The organism is Tardiphaga sp. vice154, assembly GCF_007018645.1.
Taxonomy (GTDB): domain Bacteria; phylum Pseudomonadota; class Alphaproteobacteria; order Rhizobiales; family Xanthobacteraceae; genus Tardiphaga.
This window is the reverse complement of the sequence record NZ_CP041399.1, coordinates 2,066,554-2,082,890: the sequence shown is the minus strand read 5'-3', so window position 1 is coordinate 2,082,890 and position 16,337 is coordinate 2,066,554. Positions and strand designations below refer to the sequence as shown.

General features: G+C 65.0%; 18 protein-coding genes. 5 read left to right on the top strand and 13 right to left on the bottom strand.

Annotation, left to right across the window (positions count from 1 at the left end):
- Positions 1-9: 9 nt before the first annotated feature.
- A complete protein-coding gene (locus tag FIU28_RS09725) occupies positions 10-573 on the top strand; it encodes a septation protein IspZ (protein ID WP_143572742.1) in 564 nt (187 codons plus the stop codon).
- On the opposite strand, the gene FIU28_RS09720 is transcribed toward FIU28_RS09725, so the two are convergent.
- The 3 genes from FIU28_RS09720 to FIU28_RS09710 form a co-directional block, all read right to left on the bottom strand.
- Positions 574-1,104 carry a DUF6886 family protein gene (locus FIU28_RS09720; RefSeq protein WP_143572741.1) on the bottom strand — a complete coding sequence of 177 codons (531 nt, stop codon included), beginning with the start codon at positions 1,102-1,104 and terminating at the stop codon, positions 574-576. It lies immediately after the preceding gene.
- 471 nt (positions 1,105-1,575) lie between these two features.
- A complete protein-coding gene (locus tag FIU28_RS09715; protein ID WP_143572740.1) occupies positions 1,576-3,228 on the bottom strand; it encodes a fumarate hydratase in 1,653 nt (550 codons plus the stop codon).
- A 114-nt stretch (positions 3,229-3,342) separates the two neighbouring features.
- Positions 3,343-3,555: a hypothetical protein gene (locus FIU28_RS09710; RefSeq protein ID WP_246660931.1), complete on the bottom strand. Its 213-nt coding sequence runs from the start codon at positions 3,553-3,555 to the stop codon at positions 3,343-3,345.
- A 122-nt stretch (positions 3,556-3,677) separates the two neighbouring features.
- Between FIU28_RS09710 and FIU28_RS09705 the strand changes: the two genes are divergently transcribed.
- Both FIU28_RS09705 and FIU28_RS26380 read left to right on the top strand, forming a co-directional pair.
- Positions 3,678-4,136 carry a hypothetical protein gene (locus FIU28_RS09705; RefSeq protein WP_143572738.1) on the top strand — a complete coding sequence of 153 codons (459 nt, stop codon included), beginning with the start codon at positions 3,678-3,680 and terminating at the stop codon, positions 4,134-4,136.
- Positions 4,137-4,400: 264 nt separating this feature from the next.
- A complete protein-coding gene (locus FIU28_RS26380; RefSeq protein WP_168202903.1) occupies positions 4,401-4,571 on the top strand; it encodes a hypothetical protein in 171 nt (56 codons plus the stop codon).
- A gap of 20 nt (positions 4,572-4,591) precedes the next feature.
- Here the strand turns inward: FIU28_RS26380 and FIU28_RS09700 are convergent, their stop codons facing one another.
- The 10 genes from FIU28_RS09700 to flgB form a co-directional block, all read right to left on the bottom strand.
- On the bottom strand, positions 4,592-5,296 hold the full coding sequence (locus FIU28_RS09700; RefSeq protein ID WP_143572737.1) for a glutathione S-transferase: 705 nt from the start codon (positions 5,294-5,296) through the stop codon (positions 4,592-4,594).
- A gap of 106 nt (positions 5,297-5,402) precedes the next feature.
- Positions 5,403-6,086, bottom strand: coding sequence for a lectin (locus tag FIU28_RS09695; protein WP_143572736.1), 684 nt, complete (start codon positions 6,084-6,086; stop codon positions 5,403-5,405).
- 163 nt (positions 6,087-6,249) lie between these two features.
- Complete coding sequence (locus tag FIU28_RS09690) at positions 6,250-7,239, bottom strand: Tim44 domain-containing protein (protein WP_143572735.1); 990 nt, start codon at positions 7,237-7,239, stop codon at positions 6,250-6,252.
- A 328-nt stretch (positions 7,240-7,567) separates the two neighbouring features.
- Positions 7,568-10,120 carry a cell cycle histidine kinase CckA gene (gene cckA, locus FIU28_RS09685; RefSeq protein WP_143572734.1) on the bottom strand — a complete coding sequence of 851 codons (2,553 nt, stop codon included), beginning with the start codon at positions 10,118-10,120 and terminating at the stop codon, positions 7,568-7,570.
- A gap of 313 nt (positions 10,121-10,433) precedes the next feature.
- Positions 10,434-11,510 (bottom strand): flagellar biosynthesis protein FlhB, encoded by a 1,077-nt coding sequence (gene flhB / locus FIU28_RS09680; protein ID WP_143572733.1) that lies wholly within the window; start codon positions 11,508-11,510, stop codon positions 10,434-10,436.
- Positions 11,511-11,524: 14 nt separating this feature from the next.
- On the bottom strand, positions 11,525-12,295 hold the full coding sequence (gene fliR, locus FIU28_RS09675; RefSeq protein ID WP_143576122.1) for a flagellar biosynthetic protein FliR: 771 nt from the start codon (positions 12,293-12,295) through the stop codon (positions 11,525-11,527).
- Positions 12,296-12,311: 16 nt separating this feature from the next.
- The gene (gene fliQ, locus FIU28_RS09670; protein WP_143572732.1) at positions 12,312-12,575 is read right to left on the bottom strand and encodes a flagellar biosynthesis protein FliQ; all 264 of its coding nucleotides are present in this window, start codon (positions 12,573-12,575) and stop codon (positions 12,312-12,314) included.
- 150 nt (positions 12,576-12,725) lie between these two features.
- Entirely contained in the window at positions 12,726-13,046 is a 321-nt protein-coding gene (gene fliE / locus FIU28_RS09665; protein ID WP_143572731.1) for a flagellar hook-basal body complex protein FliE, read from the bottom strand.
- Positions 13,047-13,062: 16 nt separating this feature from the next.
- A complete protein-coding gene (gene flgC, locus FIU28_RS09660) occupies positions 13,063-13,491 on the bottom strand; it encodes a flagellar basal body rod protein FlgC (RefSeq protein ID WP_143572730.1) in 429 nt (142 codons plus the stop codon).
- A 23-nt stretch (positions 13,492-13,514) separates the two neighbouring features.
- A complete protein-coding gene (gene flgB / locus FIU28_RS09655; RefSeq protein ID WP_143572729.1) occupies positions 13,515-13,919 on the bottom strand; it encodes a flagellar basal body rod protein FlgB in 405 nt (134 codons plus the stop codon).
- A 382-nt stretch (positions 13,920-14,301) separates the two neighbouring features.
- Here flgB and FIU28_RS09650 point away from each other — a divergent pair, with 382 nt between their 5' ends.
- Both FIU28_RS09650 and fliP read left to right on the top strand, forming a co-directional pair.
- Positions 14,302-15,450, top strand: coding sequence for a flagellar biosynthetic protein FliO (locus FIU28_RS09650; RefSeq protein ID WP_143572728.1), 1,149 nt, complete (start codon positions 14,302-14,304; stop codon positions 15,448-15,450).
- Complete coding sequence (gene fliP / locus FIU28_RS09645) at positions 15,447-16,199, top strand: flagellar type III secretion system pore protein FliP (RefSeq protein ID WP_143572727.1); 753 nt, start codon at positions 15,447-15,449, stop codon at positions 16,197-16,199. The genes FIU28_RS09650 and fliP overlap by 4 nt, the downstream gene beginning before the upstream one ends.
- Positions 16,200-16,337 lie beyond the last annotated feature (138 nt).

The window sequence follows — 16,337 nt, the reverse complement described above, 5'->3', positions numbered from 1 at the left end:
AGCTCGATGATGAAAGACGTGTTCGCCAAACTCGGCCAGGACTTTCTCTCCACCATCGTTTTCCTGCTGCTATATTTGGCCTTCGGGGACGTGCTGATCGCCACCAGCGTGGCAATCGCCGCGGCCATCGCACAGGTGATCTACGCGCGCCTGAAGGGCGCGACGCTCGACGTCATGACCTATGCCAGCCTGGCGCTGGTCATCGTGCTCGGCGGCGCCACGATGCTGACGCATGATCCGCGCTTCGTGCTGGCGAAGCCTTCGATCGGGCATTTCGCAATTGGCTTCATCATGCTGCGCCGCGGCTGGATGCTGCGCTACATGCAGGCCATCGTTGCCCAGAACGCGCCCGACCTGATCGTGATCGCCGGCTATGTCTGGGCGGCGCTGATGTTCGCGATCGGGCTCGGCAATCTCGCGGTAGCGGCGACCGGAGATATGAAGCTGTGGGCGTTTTATATCACAGTGGTGGCAATCGGCGCCAAGGTTCTCGCCTTCGTGGTGCAGTTTGTCATGCTCCGCGTTCTGATCAAGCGACGCATTCGGGCATCGGGCGTGGCTGCCGCGCAATAGCTAGTGCCCGGAGTTGTGCATCCGGATCGCGCTGACGTGCAACGACGTCGACCACAGCGGCTGCAAGGTCTGCAGCGACGGCAATATGCGCAACTCCACGCCGGCCTTTTCAAGTGCGCGTGGAATGTCGGTGATGCGATCGACATCCGTCGGCGTCACCGCCTCGCGCGAGACCCATAGGCCATCGGTGTCGCCGACCTGTTCGAAGCCGTCGGCCGGCAGGGTGTAGCGAAACAGCTTGGCGCGCGACAGCCGGTCGAACCAGCGCTTCTCGATATGCGCCACCATGCGGCACGAGGTGATGGCGTTGAAGGCCTGCCGGTCCGGCGGCGTGGTCGCCTCGGTCGGCCAGGCAAAGACCCGCGGGCACGCGCGCGGGAACAGATACATCGGCGCATGCCAGTCGTCGATCGCCCAGACCAGCGGACCGCTGAGCCACTCGCGGCCCTCGGGCTGCGGCGTCGCTACCTTCACCGGCCGCGGCGTGAAAACCGCGATGTTGCCGAGATCGCTGAAATGAAACAGTTGCATGCCCAGAGTTAAGAAGACCGGACGCCGAGCGTCAATGCGGCTGCAGCCGATCGCCAGCCAGGCTGACTGCAGGCCGGGCCCGGTGACTACAGATATTGATAGAACATGATGCCGTTGATGGCGCTGGCCGCGGCCAGAATGGTCACCAACAGAGCGTTCACCCTCAAAGCATCGAACATCGCGCAGTCCTGTTCGCGTGGCGTTGTGCCATTGAAACGAGCCGCGCTGAGTCTGCACCGGATTTCTTTTTGTCGCGGTGGCTTGTCGGATGGGAGAGAATCGAGTCCGGGCATCTCCTTCCCTCTCCCCTTGTGGGAGAGGGTGGATCGACCGCTCTAGCGAAGCTTCGCTTCGCACGGGCGGGCGAGACGGGTGAGGGGTGCCGCAAGCTCCGAGCCCAAGACCCCCTCATCCGTCACGGCCTTCGGCCGTGCCACCTTCTCCCACAAGGGGAGAAGGAAGAAGAAAGCCTCAGCCCAAATTCAATTCCTTGAAGAAGTCGTTGCCCTTGTCATCAATGATGATGAAGGCCGGGAAGTCCTCCACCTCGATGCGCCAGATCGCTTCCATGCCGAGCTCGGGATATTCCACCACCTCGACCTTCTTGATGCAGTGCTCGGCGAGATTCGCCGCCGCACCGCCGATCGAGCCGAGATAGAAGCCGCCATACTTCTTGCAGGCCTCGCGCACCGCAGGCGCGCGGTTGCCCTTGGCGACCATCACCATCGAGCCGCCAGCCGCCTGGAACTGGTCGACGAACGAATCCATGCGGCCTGCGGTGGTCGGGCCGAACGCGCCGGAGGCATAGCCTTCCGGCGTCTTGGCGGGGCCGGCGTAGTACACCGGATGGTTCTTGAAGTAGTCCGGCAGCGGTTCGCCCTTCTCCAGCCGCTCGCGCAATTTGGCATGCGCCGAATCGCGCGCCACGATCATGGTGCCGGTCAGCGACAGCCGCGTCTTGGTCGGATAGTTCGACAACGTGGCGAGAATGTCCTTCATCGGCTGGTTGAGGTCGATCTTGACGACATCGCCGCCCAGCGCCTCTTCCACCGCGGGCAGGTATTGCGCGGGGTTGTGCTCGAGTTCTTCGAGATAGACGCCGTCGCGGGTGATCTTGCCGAGCACCTGGCGATCGGCCGAACACGACACGCCGAGCCCGATCGGCAAGGACGCGCCATGGCGCGGCAGCCGGATCACGCGCACGTCGTGGCAGAAATACTTGCCGCCGAACTGCGCGCCGACGCCGGAGGCCTGCGTCATCTTGAGGATTTCCTGCTCCATCGCCAGGTCGCGGAAGGCATGGCCATCGGCCGAACCGGTGGTCGGCAGCGCGTCGAGATATCTAGCCGAGGCGAGCTTCACGGTCTTCATGCACAATTCGGCCGAGGTGCCGCCGATCACGATGGCGAGGTGATAGGGCGGGCACGCCGCGGTGCCGAGCGTCATCACCTTCTCTTTCAGAAACGCCAGCATGCGGTCGTGGGTCAGCACCGAGGGCGTCGCCTGGAACAGGAAGCTCTTGTTGGCGGAGCCGCCGCCCTTGGCCATGAACATGAACTTGTAAGCGTCATCGCCCTCGGCATAGATCTCGCACTGCGCCGGCATGTTGTTGGCGGTGTTCTTTTCCTCGAACATCGTCAAGGGTGCTACCTGCGAGTAGCGCAGGTTCCGGCGCAGATAGGCGTCGCGGGCGCCTTCGGCCAAGGCGGCCTCGTCGTCGCCATCGGTGAGGACGCGAAAACCCTTCTTGCCCATGATGATCGCCGTGCCGGTGTCCTGGCACATCGGCAGCACGCCGCCGGCGGCAATGTTCGCGTTCTTCAGGAAGTCGAAAGCGACGAACTTGTCGTTCGGCGAGGCCTCGGCGTCGTCGAGGATCTTGCGCAACTGGGCGAGATGGCCGGGCCGCAAATAGTGATTGATGTCGCCGAACGCGGCTTCCGACAGCATCTGCAGCGCCGCGCGCGACACCACCAGCATCTCGCGGCCGAGCACGGTCTCGACGCTGACGCCCTCGCTGGAAATCTTGCGATAGGGCGTGGTGTCGGGGCCGAGCGGAAACAGCGGCGTGTGCCGGTAGGGCGGCACGGGCATCGGGGTCGGGATGGCTATGGGAGCGTTCATGGCGAGGCCTCGGATGGACGGGAATTGCCGCCCTTGTAGGCGCTTTCAAGGGGGTTTTGAAGCGTTCAAAAGGAGGGGCTGGGGGCACAAAAGGCGCCTCATAGCGGACAATCGTTAATTCAGACGCCGCCTGACATGTTCGTTGAATTCGTCGAGGCTCACCGTTTCGGCATCGGTATCGGCGAGCCGTCGCCGGACCTCTTCCGCCTGCTCGGCCGAAAGCTGGTAGGCGCTGTCATCCTGCGCCTCCATCAGGCGCAGCATCGACGCGGCGTCTTCCTGGCGCTCGTCGGGCCAGGTCAGTACGCGGTCGAGAATGGCCTTCACCTGCTCTCTACTCATGGCTGAAACATAGCCCGGTCGGGGCGACTTGCAAAGACGCTCGCTGTTGGCCAGAGATAGCTGGCGCGGCATCCCCACCGGGGCTTTGCTATTGCCGGGGGGATTTCATGACTAGACTTTACGCACTCTTTCCACTCGTCGCCGCCGCCATCGTGATGGCCTCGCCGGCCCGCGCCGACCGCTGCGACGATCTCGCCCGCCAGCTCAAGGACCAGGTCGACGGGCTCAGCATCGGCCGCTCGGCGGCCAATGTGATCTATCTGGCACATCCCGCGGCGAAGCAGGTGCGGCTCGGCTGCGCCGGGCGAAACGTCAGCAACGAGTTTTATGCCGCCGCCGACAGCCGCAAGCCGTCGCCAGCCTTCATCAACATGATCGCCTCCGGCGCGGCTATCGTGTTCACGATCCCGAAGCCCGACACGCTGAAAGGCGCACAGCGCTGCTTCGGTCGGCTCGGCCTGCTGCGCGGCGAGGACGTCAAGCTGCGCTTCCGCCGCCTCGACATTCGCTGCACCCGCAGCAAGACCTCGACGAGCATCGCGATCTCCCGCGGCACTGACGGGTGAGATGGTGAAGGCAGGGTGGGCAAAGCCGCGGGCGCGCGAAGCGCGGAGCGGCGTGCCCACCACCGCAAGGCGTGATGGCGGTGGGCACGGCGCAAGAGCGCCTTTGCCCACCCTACGATCGCTACACTTTTAACTGAAACGCATCGCTGTCATTCACCACGCTGCGCGATCGCGCCGCAACCGCTCCAATTGTAGCGATCTGTTCATCACTTCCTTGCCGACGCCGCGGGCATGCTCAGGCAATTATCGACAAGGAGATTTCAGATGGACGTATCAAGTGTCGGCGCCGCATCGACCGTGGTGACCGCCAAGCCGGTCGAAGCGCCGCCCCCGCCGCCCAAGAACGACGATCAAAACGACAGCCGCGTCGCTCCGGCGCCACCGCGCGCCGCGCTGCCGCCCGGCCAGGGCACGCGGATCGATCTGCTGGTCTGATCCGCGCGCCGGATGCCGGATCACAGATCCAGCATCCGGTAGTGTCGGAAGATACCGTCCTCGTTGAACGGGATGCGGCGCTCGCTTGCGAGATAGGCCGCGATATTGCGCCGGGCCGCGACGTTGTCGCGCAAGGCGATCAGTTCAGGAATCTCGTTTTCGAATGCCGCCATCCGGTTCGGGAAAGCGTAGCGCAGACCTTCAACGATCTGGAACAGCGACAGATCGACATAGGTCAGTTTGCGCCCGGTGATCCAGGCGCCTTTGCTCGCTGCCAGCAGCTTCTCGAAATAGCCGAGATATTTCGCGACCCGTTCTTTCCAGAATTCTTCGGTGCGCTTGCGCGCCGGGACGCGCTGCTGTTCGAAATACAACGAGACACCGATCGGGTGATGGGTGTCGTGCACTTCAACGACGAAATCGGTGATGGTGAGCTGCAACTGGTGCAGCCACAATTGCCCCGCCTCGGACTTCGGCGCGAGGTCGAGGCGCGGTCCGAGATAATGCAGGATGTTGGCGGTCTGGGCGATGACGAGCCGGCCGGCCTTCAGGAACGGCGGCGCGAAGGGCGGCGTGGCGGCCGCTTGCATCATCTTGAACATCGCGTCGGTGCCGCCATCGCCGCGTGCGACGTCGACGTAATCCGCCCCGGCGTCCTCCAGCGCGAGCCGGACGAATTCGCCGCGGCCCTGGATGGTCGGCCAATAGTACAGATCATAGCGCATCGGCGGTCTCTCCTCGCGTGAGCCCGGAGCCTAGCCGAGTCGCTTCATGGCTGTCCCGGATGCGATGCGGCGCAACGCATCCGGGACAGGCGAACGCGTGCCGTCGTCAGTTGGCCGCGAAGCAATACAACAGGCCGTCGCCGCCGGTACTCTTGAGGTCGGCCTGCGAGCAGCCGCCATCGGGGCCGCGCGAGGGGTGCGACATGTTCCAGGACTTGGCCGGCGGCTCCTCGTTAAGGCCGATGCGGTCGGCATGGCCAACCATCGCGGCGCCCTGCACGCTGGATGTCCAGTTCTTGCAGGTGCGGTCTTCTCCGGGCGCGAAGGCGGTGCCGTCGGCCTGTGAGCCGGTCAGGATGTCATGGCGGTTCGGCGTGTCGCCGCGGCCGTTGATGATTTCGCCCTTTTCGCTGAGCGCGGTCTGCTTGGTGAGGTTGTTGGCGCCGTGCAGTTCGGCGACATCCTTGGCGATCACCACGCCCTTGGCGTTCTTCCATGGTCCCGTGCCGATGCGATCCTTGGCATTGATGGCCGGCATGCCGTCGGCCGCCTGGGTCGACAAATAAGCGCGCCAGGTCTTGGCACCGGCGCCCGCGGCCTGCGCCAGCGTCTGGCACTGGTTGTCGGCGCCGGCGAGTCCGCCGAGATTGCCGCCGTTACCGATGCTGGTGCTGGTGACGAAGAAGCTGGTGTCGGCGCCCTGTGCGAACGCGGGCTGCACAGCGAACGATAAAGTGAGGGCGCCGGCACACAGGCCGAGCCGGGAAAGCGTGCTGAACGAAGCGGGCATCATTTCCTCCAATGTTTCTGCGACGTTCTTGGCGAGCGTCGTCTCAACCTATCAACCCAATGCGACGCGAATTATTCCGGCTGGTCGCAACGACTTCCTAGTCCATACGAAAAAGGCGCCGCGGATAACCGCGACGCCTTTCTCAATTTTATATCGCAGAGGCTTACGCCTGCTGGATCGCCGACAGTTCCCAGTTCGAGCCCTTCGGCCGGACGAAGGTCCAGATTTCGGTGGCTTCGATCGGGGTTTCGCTGCCGGCCACGAGGCGCTGGGTGCCGCGCTCCAGCGTCTTGTCGACCAGCGCGAAGCGCATCGCGACGGAGGCGTAATCGGTCTCGCCTTCGCGCCAGGATTCGGACAGGTCGCCCTGCAGAAGCTTGACGTTCGACACCTTGTTGATGTCGTTCTTCGCCTTGTTCTCTTCGAGATCCTTGGTGAAGTACGAGACCATTTCCGGCGTCGCCAGCGTGTGCAGCTTGGCCACGTCCTCGTCCGACCAGGCCGCCTGAACGTCGCTCAGGAGCTTCTCGAACGCTTCATAGTCGGCCGGCACGATTTCCAGCGGGGCGGCATTGGCGCCGATGCCGAAACCGGTCCCGGTGCGGGCGTAGGTCTGGGCATTCTGGCCCGGGCCGACGTCAGGACCATTGGCCGGACCGGCATAGGCCGACGCGGTCTGGTTGGCATTGCGACGCTGCCACCAGGACATCGCCAGGCGGACCACGATGATCACGAGGCCGACCTGCAGCAACAGGCCGATGATCGACGAAATACCGCCGAGGCCGGAGAACATCCCGCCTCCGAACAGCATGCCGAGCAGGCCGGCGCCAAGGAAGCCGGCGGCAAGGCCACCGAGCATGCCCATGCCCGGACGGTTGAAGAAGCCGCCCTTGGCGGCAGCACCTGCCGCAGCGGGGCCTGCCATCCCGGGCGAGCCCGGCTGGGTCATGGTGCGGTTGAACGGCTGCGCGGTATTCGGCGCGGTCGAGGTGCTGGGCGGCTGCGAAAAGGTGCGCGTGCCGCGCGAACCCGACGAGCCGCCGCCGCCGACGCGGGCGTCGGCAGCCGAGACTGCGAGCATCAACGGCATCGCCACCGACAGGACGACGGCCATCGTCTTGACGAGGCCGCGTGCACGGATGGTGAAATTCATATCTATTCCCTCAATCCCCGGCAGGGGGAAGCCTCGCTAACATGGTGAGTTCCGCCCAAAAAGGAAGCACTCATCGCGATGAATCAGTGCGGCCCTCGGTCGCGGGGATGTGACGTTTCGCGCGGGGGGAATACTGCGACGCAACGTCGATCAGCAGAGGGCGCTGTAACTCCCTCCCCCATGCGGGGAGGGGTTGGGGGTGGGGGTTGCCACAAGCGACGTCGCCCGCGCCCCCCCCCCTCCCCGACCCTCCCCGCAAGGGGGGAGGGGGCACATCTGCCGGCGCTCAGGCGGCTAAATTCGCAACTGCCTTTTGCGACCTCGCCAATCACCCCGGCCCCATCGTTTCCTTCACCTTGGCGATCAGCGCGCTCAGCGCGAAGGGCTTGGCCAGGAACGCGAACTGTTCGTTCTCCGGCAGGCTCTTCTCGAAGGCTTCCTCGGCGTAGCCGGAGACGAAGATGATCTTGAGATCCGGATTGCGTGCACGCATTTCCTTTAACAGCGTCGGGCCGTCCATCTCGGGCATGACCACGTCGGAGACCACGAGGTCCACCGCGCCGTTCTGCTCCTCCAGCACTTCCATCGCCTCGATGCCGTTGGAGGCCTCGACCACGGTATAGCCGCGCGAGCGCAGGCCGCGGGCGTTGAGCGAGCGCAGGCCCTCCTCGTCCTCGACCAGCAGGATGGTGCCCTGCCCGGTCAGGTCGGCGCGCGGCTTGGCCTCGGCTTCCTTGGCGGCGGCGATCGCGATCGCCGGATCGGGCGCGACTTCGAGTTCCTGGTGGTGGCGCGGCAGGAAGATCCGGAACGTCGTGCCCTTGCCGAGTTCGGAATCGACGTAAATGAAGCCGCCGGTCTGCTTGACGATGCCGTAGACCGTCGACAGGCCCAGGCCAGTGCCCTTGCCGACTTCCTTGGTCGAGAAGAACGGCTCGAAGATCTTTTCGACAATATCCGCGGGGATGCCGGTGCCGGTGTCGCTGACGTCGATGCGGACGTAATCGCCGGCCGGCATGCCCTTGTAGGACGAGCGCTCGACCTCCTCGGTCGGCACGTTGGCGGTGCGGATGGTGAGCGTGCCGCCGTCCAGCATGGCGTCGCGGGCGTTGACCGCGAGATTGACGATGACCTGCTCGAATTGCGAGACGTCGGCCTTCACCGGCCACAGGTCGCGGCCATGGACGACGCCGGGGAAGTTAACCTTCTCGCCGATCAGCCGGCGCAGCAGCATGGTGAGATCGGAGAGCGCGTCGCCGAGGTGCAAAACCTGTGGGCGCAGCGTCTGGCGTCGCGAGAACGCCAGCAGCTGGCGCACCAAAGTCGCCGCGCGCGTCGCGTTCTGCTTGATCTGCATGATGTCCTGGAACGACGGGTCGGTCGGCTTGTGCGCGTTCAGCAGGAAGTCGTTGGCCATCATGATGGCCGAGAGCACGTTGTTGAAGTCGTGGGCGATGCCGCCGGCGAGCTGGCCGACCATGTCCATCTTCTGCGACTGGTTGATCTGGTTTTCCAGCGTGCGGCGCTCGGTGGTCTCCAGCATGTAGACGATCGCGGCTTCGGTCTCGCGCTCGTCCTCCTCCACCGCAGTGACGAAGAACTGGCCCCAGCGCTCGCGCGCACCTTCCAGCAGCGCCTCGACCGGGGCGATGTCGCCCTGCCCTTCGGCGGCATGCGCAATCGCGGCGATCAGCAGCCCGCGGTCGCGGTCCGAGACGGCGGCGAGGATCGACTTGTTGACGGCGCCGGAGGCCGACAGGCTCTGCGCCAGCTTGGCGAAGCGCGCATTGCCGCGCACCACGGTGCCGGCGCGGTCGACGGTGGCGATGGCCATCGGCGTATGGTCGAAAAACCGCATGAAGCGCACTTCGGCGGCACGCTGCGGGTCGGAACGCTCGTCACGGGCGCGGCTGATGACAAGGGTACGCGACGCGCCGGGCACGCCGTCGGCGCCGAACGCCAGCTTGTGATAGAGCCGCACCGGCATGGTCTTGCCGCTGCGCATCCGCAGGTCGATGTCGAACACTTCGGTTTTGACTTCGCCGGGCACTGCGACGATCGAGGTCAGGAGCGAGGCGCCGTCGCCGGACACGATGTCCGTGAGCTTCAGCCCGCCGGAGCCGATTTCGGCGAGGTCATGGTCGAGCCAGTTCGCCAAAGTGGCGTTGACATAGACCAGTTCGCCCTTCGGATTGACCGAGAAGAAGCCGCACGGGGCGTGGTCGAGATATTCGATGGCGTGCTGCAATTCCTGGAAGACGTCTTCCTGGCGCTCACGGTCGCGGGTGATATCGGCGACCGACCATACGGTCGATTTCGCCTCGCGCTTGTTCAGGCCGAGCGGGCGGACCCGCATCCGCAGCCAGCGTCCGGGCGCACCGGCGGCGGTGGCGACGCGGACCTCTTCCTGCTGGCGCTTGCCCTCGCGCGCCGCCTTGAGCAGCCGGAACACCGCCTCGGAGACGTCGGGATTGCCGATGAACACCCGCTCGACCGGGCGGGCGTCCTGCACATTGGCCGCCCCCGTCAGCGCCAGATAGGCGGCATTGGCATAGACGACCTGACCGCGGATATCGGTCACTGCGATGCCATCGAAGGCGTGGTCGGTCACCGAGCGCATCACCGGATCGTCTGCCGAGCGGTCGGCGAAGCGCACGATGCCGGCGGCAAAGGCGAACAGCGTGAACAGCCCGATCATCGCCAGCAGCGCCAGAAGACCAAGAATATAGGGCTGCGCCTGGGTGCGGCCGAGCGTCATGAAGGTCACGGCGGAAGCGATGATCGCCGCGGCGATCACCAGCACCAGCACGATGCTGCCGCTGCGTCGCTGCGGCTCAGGGGTCGTCGAGATCTGGCGGTCGTGGTCGGTTTCGACGGTCATCGGACGGTTTGTCGCCTGTTTTCAACGGTGGCCGCGCGGGTTCGCGCGTCTCCTGAGTGCCCCAAACCGGCCGTCTTAGGCAAGCGGTTACGCGCCATGGCGCCTGGCGCTCCAACTTCCACGGCGGCACTCCGCTCACCTCTCCCGGCGGGAGAGGTCGGATTTGCGAGCAAAGCGAGCACATCCGGGTGAGGGGTTGGGGACCCATCGATGGCGCAAGGCCCCCTCACCCGGTCCGGCTTCGCCTCGCTCTGCCGGACCGACCTCTCCCCGCTGGGGAGAGGTGAAGGAAGCCGCCGCTCGCTCCTGCAGTTCACGTCCGGCGTCCGTCCAGGCCCCGTTTCAGCCCCATCACGTAGCCGATGATCTCGGCGACGGCGTGATAATGTTCCGTCGGAATTGCCTCGTCGATCTTCGTCGTGGCGTACAGCGCGCGCGCCAGCGGAACGTTCTCGACGATCGGGATGTCGTGCTTGCCCGCCACTTCGCGGATCTTCAGCGCCAGCGCATCGACACCCTTGGCGACGCAGATCGGCGCGGTCATGCCGCGCTCGTAGGACAAGGCCACCGCGTAATGCGTCGGGTTGGTGATGATCACGGAGGCCTTCGGCACCGCGGCCATCATCCGCTTCTTCATCATCTGATGCCGCAACTGGCGGATCTTGCCCTTGATGTGGGGGTCGCCTTCGGACTGCTTGTGCTCGTCCTTGACCTCCTGCAGCGACATCTTCTGCTTCTCGTACCAGCTGCGATACTGGAAGAAGAAGTCGCCGATCGCCACCGCGGTCAGCATCGCCACCACGGCGCCCATCACCTGCAGCGTCAGCGTCATGGAGGTTCCAAGCAGCACCGACGGATCGAAGTGGATCATCGCGTCGAGCCGGAAGCGCTCCGGCCACAGCACCGCGCACATCACCGCGCCGAGCGCGATCAGCTTGAAAAGGCCTTTCAGGAAGTTGGCGAGCGCCTGCTTGCCGAAGATCCGCGCAAAGCCGGCCGCCGGCGAGATCTTGCTGAATTTTGGTGTCAGCCCCTCGGCCGACCAGACGAAGCGATGCTGGATCAGATTGCCACCGACCGCCGCGATGACGAGAAACAGCATCGGCATGGCCATCGCCGAGAACACCGCGGAGCCCAGCGACTTGGCGAGCAGGATCAGGCCCGGCCCGTCGGTGCGGATCATCCAGGAATTGGCGATCAGGTTGCGCATCGGCAGTTGCAGCCCGCTGCCGATCGAGCTGCCGAACGACGACAGCACAAGGGTGGCACCGCCGATCAGGAACCAGGTGTTGACCTCCTGGCTCTTGGCGACGTCGCCGCGTTTATGGGCGTCGTCGAGCCGTTTTTGCGTAGGGTCCTGTGTTTTTTCTGCGTCGCTGTCATCGGACATGGTTCAGGTCCCGGTCAGGTTCTGGGCATCATCTGGTGCATCACACCGACGAAGTATTCCAGATAGGTCCCCATCATCGTCACCAGCACGGCTGCAAAAATCACGAAGCCGATCATGATGGAGAGCGGCACGCCGACGAAATACACCTGCATCTGCGGCATCAGCCGCGCCAGGATGCCGAGGCCGACGTTGAAGACGAGGCCGAACACCAGAAACGGCGCCGACAGCTGCGCGCCGATCTTGAACGCCGTCGCAAAGGCCGAGGTCGCCAACGAGGCGACATCGCCCGATGACATCAGCTCGCCCGGCGTGAAGATCTTGTAGCTCTCGTCGAGGGCGGCGATCACCAGATAGTGCGTATCGGTGGCGAACAGCAGCGTGATGCCGAGGATGGTGAGGAAATTGCCGATCAGCGCGCCCTGCTGACCCTGGGTCGGATCGACCGAGGTGACGAAGCCGAGCCCGAGCTGCTGGGCGATGATCGAGCCTGCGACCTGCAGCGCCGACAGCGTCACCCGCGCGGTGGCGCCAAGCACGATCCCGATCACGATCTCATGCACCATCAGCACCAGGAGCGGCGCGATCGAGCCCATGTCGACGTTGAAGGAATTGCGGTGCAGCGGCAGGATGATCAGGGTCAGCGCCAGCGCGATCGACAGCTTGATGCGTGTCGGGATATTGACCTCGCCGAGCCCGGGCAACAGCATCACCATCGCGCCGACGCGGGCAAACACCAGCATGAAGGCGGCGGCAAGGGCCGGCAATAGTGAGACATCGAGGCGCATGGGCCGGGACTGTGCATCAGCCACCCATGATTCGCGACGATATCCGCAACATATAGCTGTTCAGCGCGTCCGACATGAACGGTAAAGCCAGGATCAATGTGACGAAGATCGCCAGGATTTTCGGCACGAACACCAGGGTCTGTTCCTGGATCTGGGTCAGGGCCTGCACCAGCGACACCACGACACCGACCACCAGGCCGACCACCATCAGCGGCGCCGACACCACCACAATGGTCCAGATCGCATCGCGCGCGATATCGAGAGTTTCAGCGCCAGTCATTGGGGGTATCCGTTAGTTGCAGTAACTGTCGTTCCGGGGCGCGAGAGCGCAGCTCGAGCGAACCCGGAACCTCGGCATGGGACGATGAACATTTCGGGATTCCGGGTTCGCAACCGCCTGGCGGCGTTTGCGCCCCGGAATGACGAGTTATCAGATCGGCATCTTCATGATGTCTTCGTAGGACTGGATGACGCGGTCGCGCACCGAGACCAGGGTCGAGACGGCGACGTCGGTCTCCGCCACCGCGGTAACGACGTCCATCACATTGGCTTTGCCATTGGCCATCGCGATGGTCTGGCTGTCCGACTTGCGGCCGGCATCCATCACCGAGCCGATCGCGCCCTTCAGCATGTCGCCGAACGACTGGCCGCCCTCGGCGGCCTTGCCGATGCCGCCCCCGACGCCACCGCCGGATTCCATGATGCGCGAGAGACTTGCATAGGCGTTAGCCGCGACGGAGGGAGTTGCCATGATTCAGTTTTCCTGTTCAGGCCTTGAGAATATCGAGCGTGCGCTGGATCATCCGGCGCGTCGCGGTGATGATGTTGAGGTTGGCTTCATAGGACCGCTGCGCCTCGCGCATGTCGGTCATTTCGATCAGCGGATTGACGTTGGGATATTTGACGTTGCCCGCGGTATCGGCGGCGGGATTGCCGGGCTCGTATTTCATGCGGAACGCGGTGGTATCGGTCTTGACGCGGCCGAGCGTCACGACCCGGCTGTCGATCGCGCGGTCGAGCTCGGACGTAAAAGTCGGGATCTTGCGGCGATACGGATCGCCGGCGGCGCTCTGCGCGGTGGATTCGGCGTTGGCGATGTTTTCCGAGATCACGCGCATGCGGCCGGCCTGGGCGCGCAGGCCGGAGGCCGCAATGCCCATCGATCTCGTGAAGTCGCTGACGTTGTCGTCGGCCATGATGCGGTCTCCCTGCGGTTACGTCAGCGCTTGCCGATCGCGGTCTTCAAGAGGCCGAGGCTGCGGCTGTAGAGCGAGGTCACCGCCGCATAGTCTCCCGAATTGGACGAGCTCTTCATCATCTCGTCCTCGAGGTTGACGGCGTTGCCCGAGGGCCTTGTCTCGTAGGCGCCGCGGTTATTGGCGCCGTAGGCCGAGGTACCGGTCGGAATGATATTGGTACCGCTGGCCCGCATCATCCGCAGCGAGCCCATCGGACCGCCCGCCGCCATGCCGATCTTGTCGAATTTCGGTTGCACGAGGTCGCGCGGCCGGAAGCCCGGCGTGTCGGAATTGGAGACGTTGTCGGCCAGAACCTTCTGGCGCTCCTGGTGCCACTGCATCTTGCTGCGCAGCGCCGACAACATCGGCATGTCACTGATGGCCATCGGATGATCTCCGCTCCGGTCCGGACGTCGTGTCCTGAGCTAGGCAGAATTTGCCGCCAGCGTGGTTAACAGCGGGTTAATTTTCGCCGGCAGGTGTTACTGAAATGTAAATACCCCCTGCAAAACGAGGGCTTTCGGGGCGTGCTATCGCTTTTTCGCCCGAATTGGCCCGTTAACCATGGAAAGGTGCTGCACAGGCGCGCGACAGAAGTCGTTTTGGCTGCGGCGATTCATAGTTTATTATTGATCAACGGCAGGATTTGCCGTGGGGCGTTAACAGATAGAGCGCGCGGGAGCGCTGCATCCGGCATCGGCGGGTCGTTTTCGACCGGCTGAAGCAGGATTCATCCGCCGCGGCGGTGCTATTTGCTGGGGACTGAGCATGCAGACATCACCGTACACCTTCTTCTTTGCCTTCATCGCCGTTCTGGCGCTGATCGGGCTGGCGGCATGGCTGGTGCGGCGATTCGCAGGCAACCGTCTCGGTTCCAATGCCGCCCGCGGACGGATGCCCCGCCTCGCCGTGATCGATGCCGCCGCGGTGGATGGCCGTCGTCGCCTCGTGCTGGTGCGTCGCGACAATGTCGAGCATCTCCTGATGATCGGCGGCCCCACCGACATCGTCGTCGAGCCCAATATCATCCGCGCCATGCCCGGCCGCGAGCAGGCGCCGCCGCGCAGCAATGTCGGCAGTGAATTGTCGATGCGCAGCGCGCCGCTGGACGCCCCGAGCTGGGGCGACAACGAGACCGGCGCCGATCCCGAGCAGCCGATCGCCGAGCCCACGCCGCGTCCGAACCGGCCCTCTTTCATCGACGAACCGCGCCGTCCGCTGCCGGAGCGCCGCCCCGAGCCGGTCGCCAGCTTCACGCCGCCGGAACTGCCGAGCCGTCCCGAGCCTCGCCCCGAACCGCGGGTTGAGCCGCGCAGCGAACGCGAAGCTCGCCCGGAGCCGGCCCCCGCGCCAGCCCCGGCGCGCCCCGACAATATCCTGCCGCGCCGCGAATCCCTGATGCCGCGCAGCGAACCGATGATGCCGCGGCCGATGCGCGCCGAGCCGCCGATCCGCGTGGCCCCGCCCTTGCGCGCCGATCGCGCCGCGGCCCCCGTGCCGGCGCCTGCCCCGACGCCCGCCCCCGTCCCGGCGCCAGCCGCGGCTCCGACGCCGGAACCGGCGGTGGCAAGCGCGCCGGGATCGTCCGCGGACCAGAACCTCGCCGAGATGGCGCAGCGGCTGGAAGCCGCGCTGCGCCGTCCGGTCGCCGATTCCCGTTCCGAGCCGTTAGAGCCAAGAACCTTAGAGCCAAGAACCGGCGAGCCGCGCACCGCTGCACCGCCGGTGGCGCCGGAACAGCCCGCGGCCCGGCCGGCCCCGCGGTTCTCGAGCGAGCTGTCGATCGCCGCTTTGTCACGCAGCGACGCCCCGGCGGCCTCCGCAGCGCCCGCGGTGGCGCCGCCGGTCAAGACCGGCTTCGAGAATCTCGAAGACGAGATGGCCTCCCTGCTGGGACGGCCGAAGTCCAGTTCGTGAGATCGGCGTTCTCCCCGCGTAGAGTAACCTTCCTCCTGACAGTCCTGACCGCCGGATCGCTGATCGATCCGGCGCAGGCGCAGGACATCAGCATCAATCTCGGCGGCGGCGGCGGCGGCGTCACCGAGCGCGCGATCCAGATGATAGCGCTGCTCACGGTGCTGTCGATCGCGCCGTCGATCCTGATCATGATGACGTCGTTCACGCGCATCGTGGTGGTGCTGTCGCTGCTGCGCACAGCTTTGGGCACCGCGACCGCGCCGCCGAACTCGGTGATCATCGCACTCGCCATGTTCCTCACCGCCTTCGTGATGGGGCCGGTGCTGCAGAAATCCTACGACGACGGCATCAAGCCTTTGGTCGCCAACGAGATATCCGTCGAGCAGGCGATGCTCCGCGCTGCGGTGCCGCTGCGCGGCTTCATGATGAAGAACGTCCGCGAGAAGGACCTCAAGCTGTTCCAGGACCTGTCCGGCGAGCCGCTGCCGGCGACGCCCGACGACATGTCGCTGCGCATCATCGTGCCGGCCTTCATGATCTCCGAGCTGAAGCGCGCCTTCGAGATCGGCTTCCTGCTGTTCCTGCCGTTCCTGATCATCGACCTCGTGGTTGCTTCGGTCCTGATGTCGATGGGCATGATGATGCTGCCGCCGGCGGTGGTGTCGCTGCCGTTCAAGCTGATCTTCTTCGTGCTGGTCGACGGCTGGTCGCTGGTGGCAGGCAGTCTGGTGCAGAGTTACGCGCCGTAGCGAAGCTCACAACACCACCATCGCCATCTCCATCGCCGTCATCCTGAGGTGCTCGCCGACTTCGGCGAGCCTCGAAGGATGCGGAGGCGGGCGCCGGCGATTGTGGCGCATCCTTCGAGGCCATCGCTAGCGCGATGG

Excerpts from the sequence above, each read along its gene's own strand:
- FIU28_RS09725 (WP_143572742.1), top strand. The coding sequence starts at position 10 with ATGAAAGACGTGTTCGCCAAACTCGGCCAGGACTTTCTCTCCACCATC.
- flhB (WP_143572733.1), bottom strand. The coding sequence starts at position 11,510 with ATGTCCGATGACAGCGACGCAGAAAAAACACAGGACCCTACGCAAAAA.
- fliR (WP_143576122.1), bottom strand. The coding sequence starts at position 12,295 with ATGCGCCTCGATGTCTCACTATTGCCGGCCCTTGCCGCCGCCTTCATG.
- flgC (WP_143572730.1), bottom strand. The coding sequence starts at position 13,491 with ATGGCCGACGACAACGTCAGCGACTTCACGAGATCGATGGGCATTGCG.
- FIU28_RS09705 (WP_143572738.1), top strand. The coding sequence starts at position 3,678 with ATGACTAGACTTTACGCACTCTTTCCACTCGTCGCCGCCGCCATCGTG.
- FIU28_RS09695 (WP_143572736.1), bottom strand. The coding sequence starts at position 6,086 with ATGCCCGCTTCGTTCAGCACGCTTTCCCGGCTCGGCCTGTGTGCCGGC.
- FIU28_RS09715 (WP_143572740.1), bottom strand. The coding sequence starts at position 3,228 with ATGAACGCTCCCATAGCCATCCCGACCCCGATGCCCGTGCCGCCCTAC.
- FIU28_RS09720 (WP_143572741.1), bottom strand. The coding sequence starts at position 1,104 with ATGCAACTGTTTCATTTCAGCGATCTCGGCAACATCGCGGTTTTCACG.
- flgB (WP_143572729.1), bottom strand. The coding sequence starts at position 13,919 with ATGGCCATCAGTGACATGCCGATGTTGTCGGCGCTGCGCAGCAAGATG.
- FIU28_RS09650 (WP_143572728.1), top strand. The coding sequence starts at position 14,302 with ATGCAGACATCACCGTACACCTTCTTCTTTGCCTTCATCGCCGTTCTG.
- fliE (WP_143572731.1), bottom strand. The coding sequence starts at position 13,046 with ATGGCAACTCCCTCCGTCGCGGCTAACGCCTATGCAAGTCTCTCGCGC.
- FIU28_RS09690 (WP_143572735.1), bottom strand. The coding sequence starts at position 7,239 with ATGAATTTCACCATCCGTGCACGCGGCCTCGTCAAGACGATGGCCGTC.
- FIU28_RS09700 (WP_143572737.1), bottom strand. The coding sequence starts at position 5,296 with ATGCGCTATGATCTGTACTATTGGCCGACCATCCAGGGCCGCGGCGAA.
- cckA (WP_143572734.1), bottom strand. The coding sequence starts at position 10,120 with ATGACCGTCGAAACCGACCACGACCGCCAGATCTCGACGACCCCTGAG.
- FIU28_RS26380 (WP_168202903.1), top strand. The coding sequence starts at position 4,401 with ATGGACGTATCAAGTGTCGGCGCCGCATCGACCGTGGTGACCGCCAAG.
- fliQ (WP_143572732.1), bottom strand. The coding sequence starts at position 12,575 with ATGACTGGCGCTGAAACTCTCGATATCGCGCGCGATGCGATCTGGACC.